Below are 19130 nucleotides of genomic sequence, written 5' to 3'. Positions count from 1 at the left end.
TTCGAGCGAAATTCGAGACGGACCGTCGATGAGCAAGTTCAACGAGGAGCGTGTGCTGAGCGTCCACCATTGGACCGACACGCTGTTCTCCTTCCGCACCACCCGGGATCCCGCCTTCCGCTTCCGCAACGGCGAGTTCGTGATGATGGGTCTCGAGGTCGAGGGCCGGCCGCTGCTGCGCGCCTACAGCGTCGTCTCGGCCAATTACGAGGAGGAGCTGGAATTCTTCTCGATCAAGGTTCCGAACGGTCCGCTCACCTCGAAGCTGCAGCATCTCAAGGTCGGCGACCCGATCATCGTCGGCAAGAAGCCCACCGGCACCCTGGTGCTCGACAACCTGATGCCGGGCAGGAACCTCTACCTCCTCGGCACCGGCACCGGCCTCGCGCCCTTCATGTCGATCATCAAGGACCCGGAGACCTACGAGCGCTTCGAGAAGGTCGTCCTCGTCCACGGCTGTCGTCAGGTGCAGGAACTCGCCTATGGCGAGACCATCACCAAGGACCTTCCGAACCATGAGTTCCTCGGCGAGCTGATCAGCGCCGGACTGATCTACTACCCGACCGTGACCCGCGAGCCCTTCCGAAACCGCGGCCGCATCACCGATCTCATGACCTCCGGCAAGCTGTTCGAGGATATCGGCCTGCCGCCGATGTCGGTGGAGAACGACCGCTTCATGCTCTGCGGCTCGCCGGACATGATCCGGGACACCCGCCAGCTGCTCACCGATGGCGGCTACGAGGAGGGCAACCACGGCGAGGCCGGCCACTACGTGATCGAGAAGGCCTTCGTCGAGAAGTGAACGACTCCCGCGCTGTCTTCATCGCCGGCGCCGGGACCGAGATCGGCAAGACCTACGTCACCGCCGCCCTGACGCGGCGGCTGCGCGCCCTGGGCCACGGCGTGCGCACCCTCAAGCCCCTGGCGAGCGGTGTTCCGCCCCTCGCTGCCGCGGATTTCGCGCAGAGCGACACCGGGCGTCTGCTCGCGGCGCAGGGCTTGGCCGTGACGCCGGAGACGGTCGCCGCCTGCTCGCCCTGGCGCTTCGCCGCCCCGCTGAGCCCCGACCTGGCCGCTGCCCGCGAGGGCCGGATCCTGGCCTTCGACGACCTCGTCGGCTGGTGTCGGGCCGCGATCGCGGCCACCCCGCGTGACGCAACTCTGCTGATCGAGGGCGTCGGCGGCGTGATGAGCCCCGTGACCGGGGAGGCGACGGGCCTCGACTGGCTCAAGGCCCTCCGCCTGCCGGCCCTCCTCGTCTCCGGTTCCTATCTGGGCGCGATCAGCCACGCGCTCACGGCCGCCGAAACCCTGCACGCGCATGGCGTCCCGCTGCTCGGACTCGTCGTCTGCGCCAGCGCTGATGCTCCGACGCCCCCCGACTTCGTCGCGGCGGCGATCGCCCGCCATCAGGCCGTCCCGGTCGTCGTCATCGCCCGCAACGGCGACTGCCCGGCCGCACTCGTCGATCTGGTGCGCCCGGCCTCCGCAGCCTGAACCTGCGTGTGGCCCCTGCGGATGGCCTCACAGCACCCGAAGCGAGAGCGCTCCGGCCGGGCAGGTCCGCAGGACACGCGGGCGCTCCGGCAGCACGTCCCAGATCCGCGCCTCCGCGTAGCGCAGCAGCACCGCGCCCCCCGGACCGGGCCCGTGAAAGCACTGCTCCAGGGCGACCACCAGGGTCGGGCGGGGCGGGTGCGGACGCAAGGCGGTGTCGACCGCGACAGTGACGGCGTCTGCCGCCGCACCCGGGAAGGCGTCGAAGCTCTGGACCAGGCCGTCGATCTCGCTCCCGTCGAGGGTCAGCACGAGGCAGAGCCGTGGCACGAAGCCGGGGCAGGCCGAGACCGGCACGTCCCGCCGCAGGGTCAGAGCGAAGCGGGACGAGCCCTGCGCCGGATAGGCCCAGCGCTGGGCCTCGCGTACGCCCTGGAAGGCCACCCACTCCTCGGGCTGCGAGGCGGACGGGGCGGCGACACGGCCCTCCGCCCGGCCGTCCTGCCGGTAATGCACCAGGGGGTTGACCCCGGCGAGCCCGACATCCGGATAGCGCGCCACGTACATCAGGGTGCTGAAGGCGGGGTTCGGGTCGAGGCCGGCCTTCGCCCCCACGCGCAGGTAGTGCCGCACCGGGTCGAGGCGGGTCGGGCCGCTCTGGCGCTTGTAGAAGGCGGTGTCGAAATCGGCGCTGGGATCGCGGTCCTGCGCCGCGCCGCGCCAGACGTAATGCAGGAAGGGATCGATGCCGGAACGGGCCACGTCCGGGTGGTTCGCCCGGTAATAGGCCGCGTCGAACAGGCGGGGGACGCGGCCGAGTGTCGTCCGGCGAAGCAGGGTCGTGGCGATGCGCACGGCGCGCGGGGGGAGCGGGAGCGTCATGTGAAGGTCGGCGCCTCGCACAGGTGGCGCAGGACCGCGCGGTAGGCCTCGACATCCTCGTCGCGGCCGACCTGGGCGAGGCCGGCGCGCTGCACCTGCGTCCAGGCCGCCTCGGTCTCGTGGAGATGGGCCAGGGCCTCGGCGAAGCCGCCGGGATCGTGCCAGTCGCGGATCCGGTATCCGGTGCCGTCGGGCCAGCCCATCTGCCCGGCGAGGACGGGCGTGACGACGCTCGGCAGGCCGCGGGCCACGGTCTCCAGGACCTTGTGCGGGATGCCGGCGGCGAAGCGCGTCGGCGCCAGGGCGACGCGCGCGGCGTCGAGGGCGGGGCCGATATCGTCGATGCGGCCCAGCACGGTGACGCCGGGGCGCGTCAGCCGCTCGGCGATGGAGGGGGCGACCGTGCCGATGATGGTGACGTGCGCCTCCGGCAGGATCGCCCGCAGGGACTCCCAGGCCTGACCGAAGAACCAGTCGAGCGAGTCGATGTTGGGCTCCCCCTCGCGGGCGAGGGAGCCGAGGAAGACGAAGCCCCGGCGGTCCGCGAAGCCGGGCGGGTTCGGATGCGGTGTCTGGACGTGGCCGAGGACCACCGGATCGGCGACGCCGGCCCGTCGCAGCAATCGCGCATCCGCCGGGGAGACGCAGACCACCCGGTCGGCCGCCGCGATCGACCGAAGCTCCAGGGCGGTGGCCCGGGCGAGGGCCGGCCCCGGCGCCGGCCGACCCTTGAGGGCGTCGACGACGAACTCGCGCAGGGCGTAGAGGGATTCGGAATCGAACACGACGCGGGAGCGGCCGACATCCCGCGGGCTCAGGCCGAGATCCGCCAGGACCTCGCAGACCATGCGGATGTGCGGAGGCCGGCTGACCCAGAGCACGTCGTAGGCCCCCGCGCGCTCCGTGACGAGCCGCCGGAAGCCCTCTCGGCCGCAGGGCTCGATGATCTCGATGCGCTCCGAGAGGTCGCGGTAGGTCGCCGCCGGCTCCTCGCGCTCGCCGTAGACCGAGCAGACCGTCACCGCGTAGCCGAGATCGGCCATCGCATTGAGGATGGTGTTGGCCCGCGGCAGTCCGGCCCCGAGATCGAGATGGGGTGCCTGGTCGTCGACGTAGAGGACGCGCAGGGCGAAGGGCGCGTCGTCGCGGGGGCCGAAGCCCGTGCGGCGCGGCCCCTGCCCGAACAGCCAGGCCCCGTGCCGTTCGCGGAAGCGCACCCGGTTGCGGTCGAGGAGCGCCTCGACGTCGGCGCGCCGGACGCTGGTGGCGCTCTCCACGTGGATCGCGATGGCGCGCGGCTGGTAGACGACCCGCCGCCCCGCCTGATGGCAGCGGGCGCACAGGTCGGTGTCCTCGAAATAGGCCGGCGCGAACAGGGCGTCGAAGCCGCCGAGCTCCGTGAACAGCCGGGCCTCGATCATCAGCAGGGCCCCGGAGACGTAGCCCGCGTCCCGGGTATAGGAGGCCTCCGGCGCGAAGGGATCGAGGCTGCCGCGGCCGGCCGGGTGGGTCAGCTGCGGATCGTCCTGGAAGCCCGCCCCGGCCTCCTGCAGGATGCCCCCGGGAAACACCAGGCGGCCGCCGACGATGCCGATGTCGTTGGAAGCGGCGAAGGTGCCGACGAGGGCCGCCAGGGCACCGGGCATCAGGTCGATGTCGGGGTTGAGGAAGAGCAGGTGGCGGCCGCGGGCTTCGGCGGCGCCCTGGTTGCAGGCGGGACCGAAGCCGGTGTTCTCCGGATTGAGGACGATCCGGGCGCCGTCGATCCGCGCGAAGAGCGTCCGGGTCTCGGCATCGGAGGCGTTGTCGACCAGGATCACCTCGAAGGACGGCCCGGCGAAGGCCTGCTGCCCGGCGAGCTTGGCCAGGGTCCAGGCGAGGAGGTGCCGGGCGCCGCGCGAGACGATCACGACGGAGATCAGGGGCTCCGCCTCCGCCCGGAACGCGATGCGGATGTCGTTGAGAAACAACGCGTTCCAGATCAGGGCCGCCTCGACCAGGGCCGCCTTCCGGCCCGCGGGGGCGTCGAGGATGTCGGGGGCCGCCATCATGGCAGGAGCTCCGGGATCGCCGCGGTGTCGGCCAGGACCGTGATGCGGCCGATGAGGTCGTCGTGCAGGAACAGGATCGTGGACGCGCCTGCGTCCGCCGCGAGGCCCGCGAAGGTCACGGCCGCCGGCGCGCCCGGGAGGTCCGCGCGGGCCGTGGCATACAATAGACCCTGGCCGGTATTCAAAAGGGTGACGCGTCGGAGCGCGAGTTCCCGCGTCGGCGCGCCGATCTCGAAGGCGGCGTTGGGGTGGAGTCCGGATGTCAGGTGGCGGGGCAACGTGACAACCAGGATCGTCCCCTCCGGGGTCGCGCCGACGCGGCGCGCCTGCGCCTCCCAATCCGCCGCGACGGGCGCGAACCGGGTCGCGAGATCCGCCCGGAGGGGCGAGGGCAAGCGCCGGCCGCGGACCCATTCCGGCGACAGGGCGAGGTGGAGCCCGGCGAGGCCGGCCTCCGGGACGGCGTCCGGCACGCCGCCCTCGGCCTTGGCGAACCAGCGCCGGCGCATGGGCGAATAGGATCCGGTCCCCGGCGGGGCGACGCGCTCGGTGGCGACCAGGAGCCCGAGGTCGTCATCCGCGCGCAGGTTCGACCGCAGGGAGGTTTCGCAGGTGAGGCATCCGCTCGCGAAGGGCGTGCTTGAGCGAACCGGTTCGGGGGCCGGCAAAGGATCTTCGGTCGGGGATGTGTCCGTACCGGGTTCCGGAAGCATTGCCAGCAAAGCGGTCTCCGCGCGCTCCGCGCGCTCGTTGTAGCCGGCAAATAGATCGGCGCAGGCGCGGGTGAGGGCTTCGAGAGACGCCGCGTCCGCGGCCAGCGCGAGCACCCGATCCTTGACCGCTTCCGCATCGCGAAGGCGGTGGTCCGGGCACACAGGGTCGAAGCCCTCGAAGCCGAGGGCCGTGCCGATGACCGGCTTGCCGAAGGACAGGGCCTCGGCGACCTTCATCTTCAGGCCGCTGCCCATCAGGATCGGCGCCACCACCAGGTCGACGCCGTCGTAGAAGTCCTCCAGTTCGGGCACGTAGCCGGCGAAGTTCACCCCGGGCCGCGCGGCCGGGCCGAGGCTGTCGCCGATCTCGCCCGCGATCACGAGTTCGGGCCGGGCCGGGGTCCAATCCGCGCTCCAGGCGGCGGCGAAGCGCCGGATCGAGAACAGGTTCGGGTCGTTGCCATGGCCGAGGAAGCCGATCCGCTTCACCCGGGCCGGGGCCGCGAAGGGCCGGCGCGCGGGAAAGCGCGGCGGCAGCAGGTGGACGCGCCGGTCGGTGATCGTCCGGAAATAGGCCGCCTCCTCGGACTGGATCGCCAGCACGATGTCGGCCCGGGCGAGGCCCGCCGCCTCGCCGGGGCGGTCGGTGTAGAAGAAGTTCGGCTCGGCCCGGAACGGCCGGTACTGCCGCTGCCGGTCGGCGAAGCGGTCGTGGGTGTCGATGAGCGTCAGCAGGCCCGGCGGGGCCGCCTCCAGCGCCCGCGACAGGAACACGTAGTTCACCAGGATCGCGCGGGTCTCCGGATAGGCTTGCCCGTACCACGCCACGAAGGCGCCGACCTCCTCGGGGCACCAGGCGTCGATGGGAAAGCAGCGCGCCCGGGTGGTGAGCGGGATGGTCCCCCGGGGTTCGATCCGGAAGGTGTGCCGGAACAGGCCGGCCGCCGCGGCCTCGTCGGTGGGCGGGTGCTGCCCGAAGCGGCGATAGATCTGGTCCTCGTGGGCGTAATAGGCGAGGTCGACGGCATGGCCGCCGCGCTGCAGGGCGGCGCAGGTGGTGAGCAGCCGGCGCCGGTTGCCGGCGCTGGTCGGGAACGCCGGCATCGGCGCCACCACGAGGATCGCGGGGCCGCTCACCGGGCGCCCTCGCGGCGCAGGGCGGCCGGCGTGACGCGGCCCGTGCCGAGAAGGAGCGCGGTCTCCACCGTGGCGCCGCGGGGATTGCCCCAGGCCGGCGCCAGGGTGAGGCCGATCTCGGGGGCCGGGCCGAAGCGGAGCTCGGCCGCCGCCACGCGGGCGCAGCTCCAAGTGCTGCCGGCCCGCAGCAGCAGGTAGTTCGGCACCGTGGAGCCGGAGAGCGTGGCGCGGCCCGCGGCGTCGCCCGCGAGGCCGAGGCGCGGCGCCGCCTCCGGCACCGCTGCGTCGGCGACGGCGGGCGCCAGCAGCGGGAACAGCGTCGCGAGGAGGTCGAGCGTGTCCGGCGTCACGGCCGCCAGCACCGCCTCGCCGAGAGCGGCGCGGTCGGGCCGCGCCAGCTCCGCGACGGGCCGGGGCTTCGGGCAGGCGAGCGCCCGATCGCGAAAATGCGTCTCCAGGCTCAGGGCACCGCCCTGCGTCAGCGCCGCCCGCGCATCGTGCAGGACGAGGAGCCCGGCGGGATCGGGCTCGGGGCCGCCGAAGCCGGTGAAGGCCCAGGTCAGGAGGCTCAGGCCGGGGGGCTCCGTCACCGCGAGGGGGATCGGCAGGTCGGTGGCCACCGGGTAGCGGCAGACCAGCACGCCGTGACCGGCCGCGAACAGACGGGCCGCGATCGGAGCGTGCGTTACGGAGGTGTCTGTCATGCGACCCTGGCGAGGGGGGGAGGGGGCGTTCGAGGCGGCTCCGCGCGTGGCGCGCGGACAGGGCTGCGCCTCAGCCGGCCCGCCGTTCCCCGAAGGCCGCCAGGATGCGGGCCCAGGAGCGGGTGCCCTTGTGGAAGCTGTTCAGGTCGTACTTCTCGTTGGGCGAGTGGATGCGGTCGTCGTCGAGGCCGAAGCCGATCAGGAGCGTGTTGCGATCCAGCAGGCGCTTGAAGTCGCCCACGATCGGGATCGAGCCGCCGGCGCCGATGGTGACGGCGGGCACGCCCCACTCCTCGGCGAGCGCCGCGCGGGCGGTCTCGAGTTCGGGCATGTCGAAGGGCAGGCTGATGGCGCGGCTGCCCTTGTAGCAGATCACCTCCACCGAGCAGTCGGCGGGGATTCTCGCGCGCACGAAGGCCTCGAAGGTGGTGGCCAGAACCTCCGGGTCCTGGTCGTCGACGAGGCGGAACGAGACCTTGGCGCTGGCCTGCCCGGCGATCACCGTCTTGGTGCCCTCGCCGGTATAGCCGCCGATGATGCCGTTGACGTCGCAGGCGGGGCGCGACTGGATCAGCTCGATGAGCATGCGGCCGCGCTCGCCGGCCGGTTCCGACAGGCCGATGGGTCCCAGGAACGTCTCCGCCGTGAAGTCGAGGCCGCGCCACTGCTCCAGCACCTCCGGGGGCGTCTCGCGCACGCCCTCGTAGAAGCCCGGCAGCGCGACCTTTCCGTCGGCATCGTGCAGGTCGGCGATGATCTTCGACAGGACGTGGATCGGGTTGCGCGCCGCGCCGCCGAAGAAGCCCGAATGCAGGTCGCGGTCGGCGCAGGTCACCTTCACCTCGAAATAGGCGAGGCCGCGCAGGGAGGTGGTGATGGCCGGCGTGGTCGGATTCCACATGCTGGTGTCGCACACGAGCACGATGTCGGCGGCCAGCTTGTCGCGGTTGGCCGCGACCCATTCGGGCAGCCCCTGCGAGCCGTTCTCCTCGGCGCCCTCGATCAGGATGGTGACGCCGCAGGGCAGCTCGCCCGCCATCGCCAGATGCGCCCGGCAGGCCTCCACGAAGGTCATCACCTGGCCCTTGTCGTCCGAGGCGCCCCGCCCGACGATCTGCTTCTCGCCCCTGGCGTTCAGGGCGAGGCGCGGCTCGAAGGGGGGCGTCTCCCAGAGGTTCAGGGGGTCCACCGGCTGCACGTCGTAATGCCCGTAGAACAGAACGTGCGGGGTGCCGGGCTTCGGCGCGTGGGCCAGCACAACCGGGTGCAGGGAGGTCTCGTGGATCCCGGTCTCGAAGCCGAGCGCCGTCAGGGTGCCGGCGAGCCAGGTGGCGGCGTCGCGGCACTGGGGCGCGAAGGCCGGATCGGTGGAGATCGAGGGGATGCGCAGGAAGGCGAAGAGCCGCTCCAGGGCGTTGTCGAGGTCGCGGTCGATGTCGTTGAGAACGGGAGCGAGCGCGGTCATCGGGCGTCCTTGATCGAAGGCGGGCGGGACCGGGTTAGCCCATGGGGGATGGGCCAAGCAACCGTACCAGGCATCCCCTTCGAGCATCTCCTTCGAGCAACCGCTCCCCGTCGCCGCCCCGGGCCATGCGGCCGAGGGACCGGCCCCTGTCGAGCGGATCGGCCACCCGGTCGCATCCGGTCACCGGTGCGTGTCGACGCCACGCTGCAGCCTCTCCGCCGGCCGCGGGTGGCATCGGCCCGCGAACGCCCGGCGGGAACACCGGCTTTTTGGAACTGTTATCGATTGGACCGGCCCGGGGCGGATGTCTTTTCCCCGCCACGGCCCCTGCGACCCTGTCTCGAAATCCAGCGGCGCCGGACCCGTCCCGTCCCGCAAGTCACGGATACCGCCATGCTCATCGAAAGCGGTTCGCCCTCTGCGGCGAACACCATCGGCATCACCCTGACGATCAACGGCGAGGCCCGGACGCTGCAGGTCGCCCCCTGGACCACCCTCCTCGACCTCCTGCGCGAGGATCTCGACCTCACCGGGACCAAGAAGGGCTGCGACCACGGCCAGTGCGGCGCCTGCACGGTGCTGGTGAACGGCATCCGCATCAATTCCTGCCTGACGTTCGCGGTGATGAAGGACGGGGCCAGCATCACCACCGTCGAGGGCCTGGCCGGAGCCCAGGGACTCGCCGGAGCGGAAGGCCTGCACCCGCTCCAGGCCGCCTTCGTCGAGCACGATGCCTTCCAGTGCGGCTACTGCACGCCCGGCCAGCTCTGCTCGGCGGTGGGCATGCTCGCCGAGGGCCACGCCCGGTCGCGGGACGAGATCCGCGAGGCGATGAGCGGCAACATCTGCCGCTGCGGCGCCTACACCAACATCGTCGACGCCATCGAAGACGTGATGCACGCGGGAGCCGCGAAATGAACCGCTTCGACTACGTCCGCCCGACCACCGTGGACGAGGCGGTTCGCGCGATCGCCTCCGGCACCCAGGCCCGCTTCATCGCGGGCGGCACCAACCTCGTCGACCTGATGAAGTACAACGTCGAGCGCCCCGAGCGCCTGGTCGACATCACCCGCCTGCCCCTCGACCGGATCGAGGAGCGCGACGGGGGCTTGAGCCTCGGCGCCCTGGTGACGAACGCGACCGTGGCCTACGACGCGCAGGTGCAGGCCCGCTATCCGCTGCTGTCGAGCGCGATCCTGGCCGGCGCCTCGGGCCAGCTGCGCAACGCCGCCACCACCGGCGGCAACCTGCTGCAGCGCACCCGCTGCTACTATTTCTACGACGACGCCACGCCCTGCAACAAGCGCGAGCCCGGCACCGGCTGCGCCGCCATCGGCGGGGTCAACCGCATCCACGCCATCTTCGGGACGAGCCCGTCCTGCATCGCCACGCATCCCTCCGACATGTGCGTGGCGCTCGCCGCCCTCGAGGCCAAGGTCCGGGTCGCCGGGCCGGGGGGCGAGCGCACCATCCCCTTCGCGGAGTTCCACCGCCTGCCGGGCGACACGCCGGAGCGCGACACCACGCTGGCGGCCGACGAGATCGTGCTCTCGGTCGACCTGCCCGACGAGGATTTCGGCGCCCACCACACCTATCTGAAGCTGCGCGACCGGCTCTCCTATGCCTTCGCCCTGGTCTCGGTGGCGGCCGTGATCGAGCGCGACGGCGACACCATCCGGAGCGCGCGTTTCGCCCTCGGGGGCGTCGCCCACAAGCCCTGGCGCGACCCCCAGGCGGAAGCCTTCCTCGTGGGCAAGCCGGCCACCCAAGAGACCTTCGCGGCGGCCGCCAACATCGTGGTGGCCGAGGCGCGACCCCAATCCGAGAACGGCTTCAAGATCGAACTCGCGCGGCGGGCCCTCATTCGCGGACTCGCCCAGGCTGCCGCCGGCACGCCCCAGTCGCAGTCCGACAAGCGCATCGCCTGAAGGAACCCCCATGGCCCACAGCATCAGCACCTCAGGCACCGACACCTATGTCGGCACCGCGCAGAGCCGCGTCGACGGCCCGGCCAAGGTCACCGGCCAGGCGAAGTATGCCGGCGAGTTCGCCGCCCCCGACCTGACCCACGGCTACGTGGTCTCGAGCGGCATCGCCCGCGGCCGCATCCTGTCCATCGACACGGCCGCCGCCGAGGCGGTGCCGGGCGTCGTCAAGGTGTTCACCCATGCGAACCGGCCGCGCACGGCCTGGCTCGACTACAATTACCAGGACCAGGTCGCGCCCCCCGGCTCGCCCTTCCGGCCCCTCTACGACGACCGGGTCCATTACAGCGGCCAGCCCGTCGCCCTGGTGGTGGCGGAGGATTTCGGCACGGCGCGCTACGCCGCCTCGCTGGTGAAGCTCACCTACGAGGCCGAGGCGCCGACCACCGATCTGCGGACCCTGGAGGACGTGGCCTACGTGCCGCCGAAGAAGCGCTCCGGCATCAAGCCGCCGCCGGCGCCCTGGGGCGATGCGGACGGCGCCTACAAGGCCGCCCCGGTCCGGCTCACCAACCACTACCACATGGCCGTGGAGCACCATAACCCGATGGAGCCCCACGCCTCGACCGTGGTCTGGGAGGGCGGCGGCAAGCTCACCGTCTACGACAAGATCCAGGGCGTCTCGAACAGCCTCGGCTACATCACCGGCGTGTTCGGGATGAAGAAGGACGACGTCCACGTCCTCAATCCCTATCTCGGCGGCGGCTTCGGCTCGGGGCTTCGCCCGCAATACCAGCTCTTCCTCGCCGTCATGGCCGCGCGGGAGCTGGAGCGCTCGGTGCGGGTGACCCTGACCCGCGACCAGATGTTCACCTTCGGCTACCGGCCCGACGTGCGCCAGACCGTCGCCCTCGGGGCCGAGGCCGACGGCGCGCTGACCTCCATCCGGCACGAGGCGATCTCCGGCACCTCCGGCTTCGAGGATTACCAGGAGGTGGTCGTGAACTGGTCGGGCATCCTCTACGATTGCCCGAACGTCGCCCTCGACTACCGCCTCGCCAAGATCGACACCTACACCCCCTCCGACATGCGCGCGCCGGGGGCGGTGACGGGCGTGTTCGCCCTCGAGATCGCGATGGACGAGCTCGCCCACGAGACCGGCCAGGACCCGATCGACCTGCGCCTGCGAAACTACGCCGAGAAGGACCGGACCCAGGACAAGCCGTTCAGCTCCAAGTCCCTGCGCGCCGCCTATGCGCAGGGCGCCGAGCGCTTCGGCTGGTCGGCCCGCAACCCGGAGCCGCGCTCCATGAGGCAGGGCCGCGAGCTCGTGGGCTGGGGCATGGCCACCGGCATCTGGGAGGCCCTGATGCAGCAGTCGAGCGCCCAGGCGACGCTGACCGCCGACGGCAAGCTCGTGGTCGGCAACCAGACCGGCGACATCGGCACCGGCACCTACACCATCCTGACCCAGATCGCCGCCGACGCGCTCGGCCTGACGATGGCGGACGTGACGACGAAGCTCGGGGATTCGAGGCTCGCCGACGCGCCGATCGCCGGCGGCTCCTGGACCGCGGCCTCCTCCGGCACGGCGGTGATGCGGGCCTGCCGCGACATCGCCGCCCAGGTCTTCACCCTCGCCCGCGGCCTCGACGATTCGCCGCTGGCCAACGTCGATTTCGACCGCGCCGTGTTCCGGGAGGGGCGCATCTCCGTGGCGGGCGACCCGTCGCGCGGCATCGCGATCACCGACGTGATGGCGAAGGCGGGGATGGACCGGATCGAGGCCACCGGCTCGGCCGGCCCGGATTCCAACCATGCCCAGGACTTCGCCGGCTACACCCACTCGGCGATCTTCGCCGAGGTGAAGGTCGACGAGGATCTCGGCGTGGTGCGCGTCACCCGCGTCGTCTCGGCGATCGCGGCGGGCAAGATCCTCAACACCAAGACGGCGCGCAGCCAGATCCTCGGCGGCGTGGTGATGGGCATCGGCTCGGCGCTGGAGGAGGAATCCATGCTCGACCACACCATCGGCCGGTTCATGAACCACAATCTGGGCGAGTACCACGTGCCGGTGCATGCCGACATCCACGAGATCGACGTGATCTTCGTGGACGAGGACGACAAGGCCAATCCGATGGGCGTGAAGGGGCTGGGCGAGATCGGCATCGTCGGCACCGCGGCGGCGGTGGCCAACGCGGTCTTCCACGCCACCGGCAAGCGCATCCGCGAGCTGCCGATCACGATCGACAAGATCATCGGCTGAGGTTTGCCGGGGTCGACGTGACGAGCCGCGCGCCTCCGGGGGCGCGGCTCGCTTTCGTTCTACCGCGTAGCGCGGCCGAACAGGCGCTCGGCGAAGGTCGGGCCCGCATCGCCGCGGCCGGCGACCACCACGAGGCGGCGGACCTCGCCGCGGAGATAGGCCTGGAGGAAGCGGTTGTAGTCCTTGAACGAGACGCAGCCGTTCGAGGCGCCGCTGGGGCCGAGCATGTAGGTGTGGGCCAGGATGCCGTCGCGGCCGTGGATCGCCGCGCTGCCGCCCACCGGGTTGAGGCGGATCGCCCGCACGCCGTGGAAGAGCGCCTCGCGCTCGGTGAGATCGTAGGTGCCGGGCGGGGTCGAGCCGCGCATCCGGCGGTGGACGTGGCGCGGGTTGTCCATGCTCTCGCCGAGGCCGGAATGCGCCTCGAGGCGCTCGCCGCTCGGCAGGGTCACGGTGCGGGCGGTGATGTCGTAGACGGCCGTCCCGGCACCGACCACGGGGCTGCTCTCGATCACCCGGCGCGGACCCGGATCGACGCTCGGGTCCACCGACGCGTAGGCGAGGGTGGTTCGCGGCTGGGGCTCGGGGTCGGGACGCGTTCCGAACACGGTGTCGAAGAAGGAGCGCTCGGCCGCGGCATCGGCGCTGGCGCGGGCGACCTGGGTCCGGCGGGCGGCGAGCGAGCGCAGGGCCGGGGCGGAGCGCAGGGCCAGGCGCGCCGGCTCGGCCTGCGCCACGAGGCCGGCCGGGCGCGCAACCGGCAGCGGGATGGTCTGGGGCAGCGCCTGCGCGATCCGGGCCGGGGCCGCCGCCGGGGTGGGCACCGGGCGCGGCGCCGCCATCGCCAGGACCGTCCTGTCCGCACGCGCGGGCGGCACCAGGGCGGCGCTGAGCGGAGCGGCCTCGACCAGGCCGCGCGCCGCATTGCCGAGGGCCGGGGTCGGGTCGAGCATCCAGGCATAGGCGCCGGGCGCGGAGACGGTCGCCAGCACCGGCCGCCCCGGTCCGGCCGGGACGGGACCGTCCGGCGCGGTCAGGTGCGGGAAGGCGGCGCAGAGGAGGGCCGCCGCGGAGGTCCGCAGGAGCCCCCGCCCGTGGGTCCGGCGATGACGGCGGAGGCGGCGGCCGGGCGGGTACACAGCGTCGTTCATGCGGGCGAACTCGGATACGCGGTTCCCGAACCGGCACCCCCTCCCGCCGCGCAGACCTCAAGAAAAGGTTAAGCGACGACGCGAAGTGCGGAAGGTGCCTGTTAGGAAAACATCAACCTTAACTGGCGCTATTCAGCCGCAACTTGGTTAATCCGAGATAAACCGCGGCGCATCTTGTGGAGAATTCCGGTTTTCCGCTTCGTAACGTTCCGGACGCCGCCCTGCCTGCGCGATGACGTCGGGGACGGCGGCCGGGCACCGGCGCGCGGATCGGCGCCGCGGACGGGCGATACCCTGTGAACCTCGGGGGAAAGCCGCGCCCGGCCGGCGTACCGGACGCGTTCGTGGCGTATCCTATGCGCAGGGCCGGGCCGGCGGCCGGCTTCAGGGAGATCATGCCCGCATGGGGTTTCTCATCGTCTTTCTCGGGGCCGGCCTCGGCGGCATGGCCCGGCACGGCGTCGGGCTCGCCGCCCTGCGCTTCGGCACCGCCTTTCCCTACGGCACGATGGGCATCAACATCCTCGGGTCGATCCTGATGGGGGTGCTGGCGGGCTGGTACGCCATGCGCAGCGGCAGCCAGCCCGTGCGGCTGTTCCTCGCCACCGGCGTGCTCGGGGGCTTCACCACCTTCTCGTCCTATGCCCTCGAGGGCATCCTCCTGCTGGAGCGCGGCGAGGTGGCGGCGGCCATCATCTACATCCTCGGCTCGGTGGTCCTCGGGTTGGCCGGTCTGCTCCTCGGCCTGATGGTCATGCGGATGATCCTGTGAAGCCCGACGGACCGTCGCCATGCTGAGCGCGCTGCTGCAATCCTGGCGCTTCTGGGCGCTGCTGTCGGCCGCCTTCGCCGCCCTCACCGCCATCCTGGCGAAGGTCGGCGTCACCGGCGTGGCGCCCGACGTCGCGACCTTCGTGCGCACCGTGGTGATCCTCGCCCTCACGGGCGCGATCCTGGTCGGCACCGGGCAGGCGCCCGGCCTCGCGGCGATCCCGGGCCGCAGCACCGGCTTCCTCGTGGCCTCCGGCCTCGCCACCGGCGCCTCGTGGCTCTGCTACTTCCGGGCCCTCGCCCTCGGGGATGCGGCCCGGGTGGCGCCCCTCGACAAGCTCAGCGTCGTCCTGGTGGCGATCCTCGGGGTGATTCTGCTCGGCGAGAGCCTCACCCTGCCGAACTGGATCGGCGTCGCCCTCATCGCGGCCGGTGCCATCCTGGTGGCCTATCGCGGCTGAAACCCGCTCCGGCCCGCCCCGTCGCACGATCAAGCATCGGCCGGCGCGCGGTTTTTCGCTCGTGCATGGAATTCTTCCAAATCGAAGACAATAGAAGTCCGGGCCTACGGAAGATTCAATCAATTCCAATGTTTGGTGAATTGCTTGCCAATTGGAAGTTGAGCTTTCAAACACTCTCCACGGGGCGCCGATCGCAAGAGGAGAGCGGATGATGGAACGCATGCTGGATTGGCTGCGCGGCTACGCGCGGATCGCCTGGTGGGACGGCTCGGCCCTCGACCTGCGCCTGCACCGCTTCTCCGACCTCATCGATGCCCTGGCGGGCGCGCCGGAGACGGATCCCGCCCTGGTTCCGGCCCATTGGCGCGACCGCCTGTCCGACCGGTCCTCGGGACTCCGGGCATGAGCGGGCCGGACGAACGGATGGACGCCGCGTCCCGCGCCGCGCCGGCCTGCGCCGAGCCCGCCTCGCCCGAGGCCCACCTTGACGAGGCCCTGCGCCGCGCCTTCTGGCAGAGCCTGAACCGGGCTCCCCTGCCGGCCATGACGGCGCTGGAGGTGGCGGCCCGGGTCGTCGGCGCCCTCTACCGGCAGGTGGCCCAGGCACACGAGGGCCCGCTGGGCTGCCGCTGCGGCTGGGAGCCGGACCCCGATTGCGACCTGATCGTGCTGGAGGCCAACCTGGCGGCGGCCCTGATGCAGCCGCCGGAGGCCGATCTCGCCCGCATGACGCCCCTCGGGCGGGCCTGATACTCCGTCTCTCCGAGATTCGGCGGACGACCGCCGCCGCGCGGTTACGATTCCCTCATACTCTCGGGTCGAACATGCTTGCGGGCCGAACAGGGACGGCGCGAGGCCGTCCGCGGCCTCGCGTCAATGCGCCGGGAGTGTGAGATGGACGGGTTCTATCGCGGCATCGAGACGAGCCTTCTCGCCCTCAGCCTCGTCCTCGGGCTCGGCGCCCTGGTCCTGTCCGACCATGCCCTGCCGCGCCCGGCCGCGACCCAGATCGCGGTCACGCTGCCGATGATCTCGGTCTCGGCGATGCCTTGACAGTCCATCCGGGCCGCCCAAGGATTCCTGGTCGACCGGCTCCGTTGACTGCAACCCTTCCGACCTCTCGCGACTTAACAGTCCAAGACGCGGCGCATCCCGCTGCACGATCCTGACATGTTGAGGGCACGTCCGCCGAGGGATGTGCGAGCGAGACTTTCCGATGGTAGCGAATCGACTGCGTGTGTCCGTCATGGCGGTCACCCTCTTCTTGGCCGGCGCCGTTTCGGTCGCGGCCCTCGTTCCGGGTGCCGTTGCCGCCCCGGTCGCCAACCAGGGGCCGGACAAGGCCTCCGTCGCGGCGCCCGCCGTCACCCCCGTGGCGGCCGTCACCGAATCGGACGACGACGCCGTCAATTGCAGCCGCTCGCGCAAGCGGCTCTGGGTCGAGGGCGAGGGCTGGATCGTCCGTCGGGTCACCACCTGCCGCTGAAGCCGAAGGCGACGTTCGAGACGACGACGTTCGAGATCGCCGGACGACCCGACCCTGCCGCGAGGCGGGGACTTTCCTGCGGCCGGGCCATCGTCCGATCCGAGCCGAATCCGACCCCCGTTCGTGCGCCCGGGGGGATGGACCGGACCCGCGGTGGCGCTCTCCTTCGGCGGGATCGCCCGCGATCACGAGCGCTCCGGCGTCTCGGGCTGCGGCCCAGGGTCGGTGCGTCGTGCCCTGGCGTGGACGACCGACTTCCGGCGTGTACGGAGCGGACCGTAGAAGCCGCTCCATTCCATCCCCAGGGCCTGCGCGCGTCTGGCCAGGACGTCGGGCACCGACAGGAGGCTCGTCACCGGCGAAGCCAGGATCTCCGGGTCGTTCAGGAGGCGCCCGACCTGGCGTCCCCGCCACCAGAACAGCCCGTACAGCAGGACGAGCATCAGAAGCAGGCCCCAGGTCACGAGACCCTGCCCGAGGACATAGACACCGTAGGGCGGCGCGAGGGCCGTACCGAGCCGGGACAGGCCGATGCAGACGATCGGCAACAGGATCAGGAAGCCCAGCAGTTCCAGCGGCAGCCGGCGAAACACGCGCAGGGCGGCGTTCAGATCCTCGACCGACACATAGTCGAGCGACAGCCGCTCGTCCTTCACAAACTGATTCATCCAGCCTCCTGCAGCCTCCTCGCCTCGGTCCTGCCTTCAACCATGAAGCCCCCTCGGTCCCGGATGCAACCGTCTTCGGGGCTTCCTGCGTCCCGGACCCGATCCGATCGCTCCCGACGGGGTGGCGGGTCCGGGCTTCGCGCGCGGGCCGCGCGGGCTCATACGGGACGGGCTCCGGTTCGATCAATCGGTTCTTGTCTCGGCCCGTTCCTCGGCTCCATTCGCGACCCGTCCCCGGCCGACCCGTCCCCGGCCGACCCGTCCCCGGCCGACCCGTCCCCGGCCGACCCGTCCCCGGCCGACCCGTCCCCGGCATTGCGAGCCCCTAAGCAGTCTTCGATGCTCGAAGCCGGCCGGATTTCTGGAACGACGGGTGTCTCCGCCGGTTCTCTCCCGAATCGGCCAGCGCGGGAGTCCGGCGTCGCATGACCACTCGATCCAAGGTTTCGTCCTCCGGGCTCGTCTCGCTTCGCCTGGTCGGCTTCGCCGGTTCCCTGATCCTGTGCGGCCTCGCCGGCACGGCGCAGGGCCAGGATCTGACTTACGGCCGGCCCGTGTCCTACGATTCGGGTTACGCGGGCGGCTACGGCGGCCCGCTGATCCACGGCACCTATGTCGGCGCGCCGCTCACCCGCTTTCCCCGCCCGAGCGAACTCGTGCCGAGCGCCTGGGGCTACGGCACCTACGGGATTCCGACGGTGGCGGGCATCCGCGGCGCCCCGGTCGGCACGCCGACGGTCTACGTCATCGACGCGCCGCCCTCCGCCCTCCGCGCGGCCGCCGCGGGTCGGTCCCGGATCCTGACGCGCAGCCGGCAGGGGCGCTGGTCTGGCGCACCCGAGCGCTCGCCGGCTCGGAACGAGGCCTTCCGGGCGGCACCTCCGTCCGCCGAGACGAGCGGCGGCGCCCGCGTCGTTCCGGTCCGCGTCTCCCACCGCTGAGCGCCCGCGCCGCGGCCGCTCCATCCGGGAGGGCTTTCGCAAGCGGTTAATCTGTTCGTGCCATCGTCACGTCAAGAACCGTGAAGGTGGTCAGTCCGCGCCATGCATATCGTCCTCGTCGATACCAGCCGGGTCGTCCTCAAGATGATCGCGGCGCTGCTCGAACCCCACGGTCACACCGTCTCGGCCTTCACCGACTCGGCGGAAGCGCTCGACTTCGTGGAGAACACCGGCTCGGTGCGGGTGCTGATCACCAGCCTCGAGGTGCGGCCCCTGGGCGGCCTCGAACTGTGCTGGTCCGCCCGCCTCCTGGCGGAGGCCAACCGCCCCCTCTACGTCATCACCATGTCGTCGGCCAAGAATGCCCGGAACCTGGCCGAAGCCCTCGACAGCGGCGCCGACGACTTCATCGAGAAGCCGCCGGGACCGGAGGAGCTGCATGCCCGCCTGCGGGCCGCGGAGCGCCTCACCACGATGCAGAGCGAGCTGATCCGCCTCGCCGACACGGATTCCCTGACGGGCCTGCTCAACCGCCGTGCCTTCCTGCAGAAGTCGCGCGACGCCGCCGAGCGCGTGGGCGACCACGGCAAGATGTCGTCCATTCTGCTCGACATCGATCACTTCAAGCGCATCAACGACGAGTACGGGCACGATGTCGGCGACGCGGCCATCCAGGCCGTGTGCCGCGAGCTGGCCGTCGACGGCATCGTCGGACGCCTCGGCGGCGAGGAGTTCGGCATCATCCTGCCCCACCGCTCCGGCACGGACGCCGAGGGCATGGCGACCCGCCTGCGCCGCTCGATGGAGGCGCTGCGCATCCGCGGGGGCCGGGTGCCGATCCGCCTCACCTGCAGCTTCGGCGTCAGCGAGTGGTCCGAGGGCGACACCATCGAGGGGCTGCTCAAGCGGGCCGACATCGCCCTCTACGAGGCCAAGACCACGGGCCGCAACCGCGTCGTGAGTGCCGCCTCCGACCTCGTTCTCGCCCGGGCCGGCTGAGCCCGCGCCTGTC

Annotated in this window: 20 protein-coding genes; 13 read left to right on the top strand and 7 right to left on the bottom strand. The window is 71.6% G+C overall.

What is annotated here, in order from left to right; translation table 11 throughout:
• Nucleotides 1-28: 28 nt before the first annotated feature.
• Nucleotides 29-802, top strand: a complete 774-nt coding sequence (locus ACLBWX_RS08850) for a ferredoxin--NADP reductase (protein ID WP_447676699.1) — start codon at nucleotides 29-31, stop codon at nucleotides 800-802.
• Complete coding sequence (gene bioD, locus ACLBWX_RS08845; RefSeq protein WP_447676698.1) at nucleotides 799-1497, top strand: dethiobiotin synthase; 699 nt, start codon at nucleotides 799-801, stop codon at nucleotides 1495-1497. The genes ACLBWX_RS08850 and bioD overlap by 4 nt, the downstream gene beginning before the upstream one ends.
• A gap of 27 nt (nucleotides 1498-1524) precedes the next feature.
• On the opposite strand, the gene ACLBWX_RS08840 is transcribed toward bioD, so the two are convergent.
• From ACLBWX_RS08840 to ACLBWX_RS08820, 5 genes are all read right to left on the bottom strand, one after another.
• Nucleotides 1525-2379 (bottom strand): hypothetical protein, encoded by an 855-nt coding sequence (locus ACLBWX_RS08840; protein WP_447676697.1) that lies wholly within the window; start codon nucleotides 2377-2379, stop codon nucleotides 1525-1527.
• A complete protein-coding gene (locus tag ACLBWX_RS08835; RefSeq protein WP_447676696.1) occupies nucleotides 2376-4430 on the bottom strand; it encodes a glycosyltransferase in 2055 nt (684 codons plus the stop codon). The genes ACLBWX_RS08840 and ACLBWX_RS08835 overlap by 4 nt, the downstream gene beginning before the upstream one ends.
• Nucleotides 4427-6280, bottom strand: a complete 1854-nt coding sequence (locus ACLBWX_RS08830; RefSeq protein ID WP_447676695.1) for a glycosyltransferase — start codon at nucleotides 6278-6280, stop codon at nucleotides 4427-4429. The genes ACLBWX_RS08835 and ACLBWX_RS08830 overlap by 4 nt, the downstream gene beginning before the upstream one ends.
• Nucleotides 6277-6984: a hypothetical protein gene (locus ACLBWX_RS08825; protein ID WP_447676694.1), complete on the bottom strand. Its 708-nt coding sequence runs from the start codon at nucleotides 6982-6984 to the stop codon at nucleotides 6277-6279. Before ACLBWX_RS08825 ends, ACLBWX_RS08830 begins: the two co-directional genes overlap by 4 nt.
• A gap of 70 nt (nucleotides 6985-7054) precedes the next feature.
• Nucleotides 7055-8449, bottom strand: a complete 1395-nt coding sequence (locus tag ACLBWX_RS08820; RefSeq protein ID WP_447676693.1) for a M20/M25/M40 family metallo-hydrolase — start codon at nucleotides 8447-8449, stop codon at nucleotides 7055-7057.
• Nucleotides 8450-8842: 393 nt separating this feature from the next.
• Here ACLBWX_RS08820 and ACLBWX_RS08815 point away from each other — a divergent pair, with 393 nt between their 5' ends.
• The 3 genes from ACLBWX_RS08815 to ACLBWX_RS08805 are packed head-to-tail and all read left to right on the top strand — an operon-like array spanning nucleotide 8843 to nucleotide 12640.
• Nucleotides 8843-9367, top strand: coding sequence for a (2Fe-2S)-binding protein (locus tag ACLBWX_RS08815; RefSeq protein WP_447676692.1), 525 nt, complete (start codon nucleotides 8843-8845; stop codon nucleotides 9365-9367).
• Nucleotides 9364-10377, top strand: a complete 1014-nt coding sequence (locus ACLBWX_RS08810) for an FAD binding domain-containing protein (RefSeq protein WP_447676691.1) — start codon at nucleotides 9364-9366, stop codon at nucleotides 10375-10377. Before ACLBWX_RS08815 ends, ACLBWX_RS08810 begins: the two co-directional genes overlap by 4 nt.
• A gap of 10 nt (nucleotides 10378-10387) precedes the next feature.
• Nucleotides 10388-12640: a xanthine dehydrogenase family protein molybdopterin-binding subunit gene (locus tag ACLBWX_RS08805; protein WP_447676690.1), complete on the top strand. Its 2253-nt coding sequence runs from the start codon at nucleotides 10388-10390 to the stop codon at nucleotides 12638-12640.
• Between the two features lie 59 nt (nucleotides 12641-12699).
• On the opposite strand, the gene ACLBWX_RS08800 is transcribed toward ACLBWX_RS08805, so the two are convergent.
• A complete protein-coding gene (locus ACLBWX_RS08800; protein ID WP_447676689.1) occupies nucleotides 12700-13791 on the bottom strand; it encodes a DUF2778 domain-containing protein in 1092 nt (363 codons plus the stop codon).
• Between the two features lie 403 nt (nucleotides 13792-14194).
• Between ACLBWX_RS08800 and crcB the strand changes: the two genes are divergently transcribed.
• The 6 genes from crcB (at nucleotide 14195) to ACLBWX_RS08770 (ending at nucleotide 16509) form a co-directional block, all read left to right on the top strand.
• A complete protein-coding gene (gene crcB, locus ACLBWX_RS08795; protein WP_447676688.1) occupies nucleotides 14195-14563 on the top strand; it encodes a fluoride efflux transporter CrcB in 369 nt (122 codons plus the stop codon).
• Between the two features lie 22 nt (nucleotides 14564-14585).
• Nucleotides 14586-15023 carry an EamA family transporter gene (locus ACLBWX_RS08790; RefSeq protein WP_447676749.1) on the top strand — a complete coding sequence of 146 codons (438 nt, stop codon included), beginning with the start codon at nucleotides 14586-14588 and terminating at the stop codon, nucleotides 15021-15023.
• Nucleotides 15024-15231: 208 nt separating this feature from the next.
• The gene (locus ACLBWX_RS08785) at nucleotides 15232-15429 is read left to right on the top strand and encodes a hypothetical protein (RefSeq protein WP_447676687.1); all 198 of its coding nucleotides are present in this window, start codon (nucleotides 15232-15234) and stop codon (nucleotides 15427-15429) included.
• Nucleotides 15426-15773: a hypothetical protein gene (locus tag ACLBWX_RS08780; RefSeq protein WP_447676686.1), complete on the top strand. Its 348-nt coding sequence runs from the start codon at nucleotides 15426-15428 to the stop codon at nucleotides 15771-15773. Before ACLBWX_RS08785 ends, ACLBWX_RS08780 begins: the two co-directional genes overlap by 4 nt.
• A gap of 144 nt (nucleotides 15774-15917) precedes the next feature.
• Nucleotides 15918-16076, top strand: coding sequence for a hypothetical protein (locus ACLBWX_RS08775; RefSeq protein ID WP_447676685.1), 159 nt, complete (start codon nucleotides 15918-15920; stop codon nucleotides 16074-16076).
• A 193-nt stretch (nucleotides 16077-16269) separates the two neighbouring features.
• Nucleotides 16270-16509 (top strand): hypothetical protein, encoded by a 240-nt coding sequence (locus tag ACLBWX_RS08770; RefSeq protein ID WP_447676684.1) that lies wholly within the window; start codon nucleotides 16270-16272, stop codon nucleotides 16507-16509.
• Between the two features lie 185 nt (nucleotides 16510-16694).
• Here ACLBWX_RS08770 and ACLBWX_RS08765 read toward each other — a convergent pair whose 3' ends face one another.
• Nucleotides 16695-17177, bottom strand: a complete 483-nt coding sequence (locus ACLBWX_RS08765; protein WP_447676683.1) for an ABC transporter ATP-binding protein — start codon at nucleotides 17175-17177, stop codon at nucleotides 16695-16697.
• Nucleotides 17178-17602: 425 nt separating this feature from the next.
• Here ACLBWX_RS08765 and ACLBWX_RS08760 point away from each other — a divergent pair, with 425 nt between their 5' ends.
• Nucleotides 17603-18118, top strand: a complete 516-nt coding sequence (locus ACLBWX_RS08760) for a hypothetical protein (protein WP_447676682.1) — start codon at nucleotides 17603-17605, stop codon at nucleotides 18116-18118.
• 102 nt (nucleotides 18119-18220) lie between these two features.
• Complete coding sequence (locus ACLBWX_RS08755) at nucleotides 18221-19117, top strand: diguanylate cyclase domain-containing protein (protein WP_447676681.1); 897 nt, start codon at nucleotides 18221-18223, stop codon at nucleotides 19115-19117.
• Nucleotides 19118-19130: the final 13 nt, after the last annotated feature.

This window comes from Methylobacterium sp. M6A4_1b (assembly GCF_053345175.1).
This window is presented reverse-complemented; position numbering and strand designations above follow the sequence as displayed.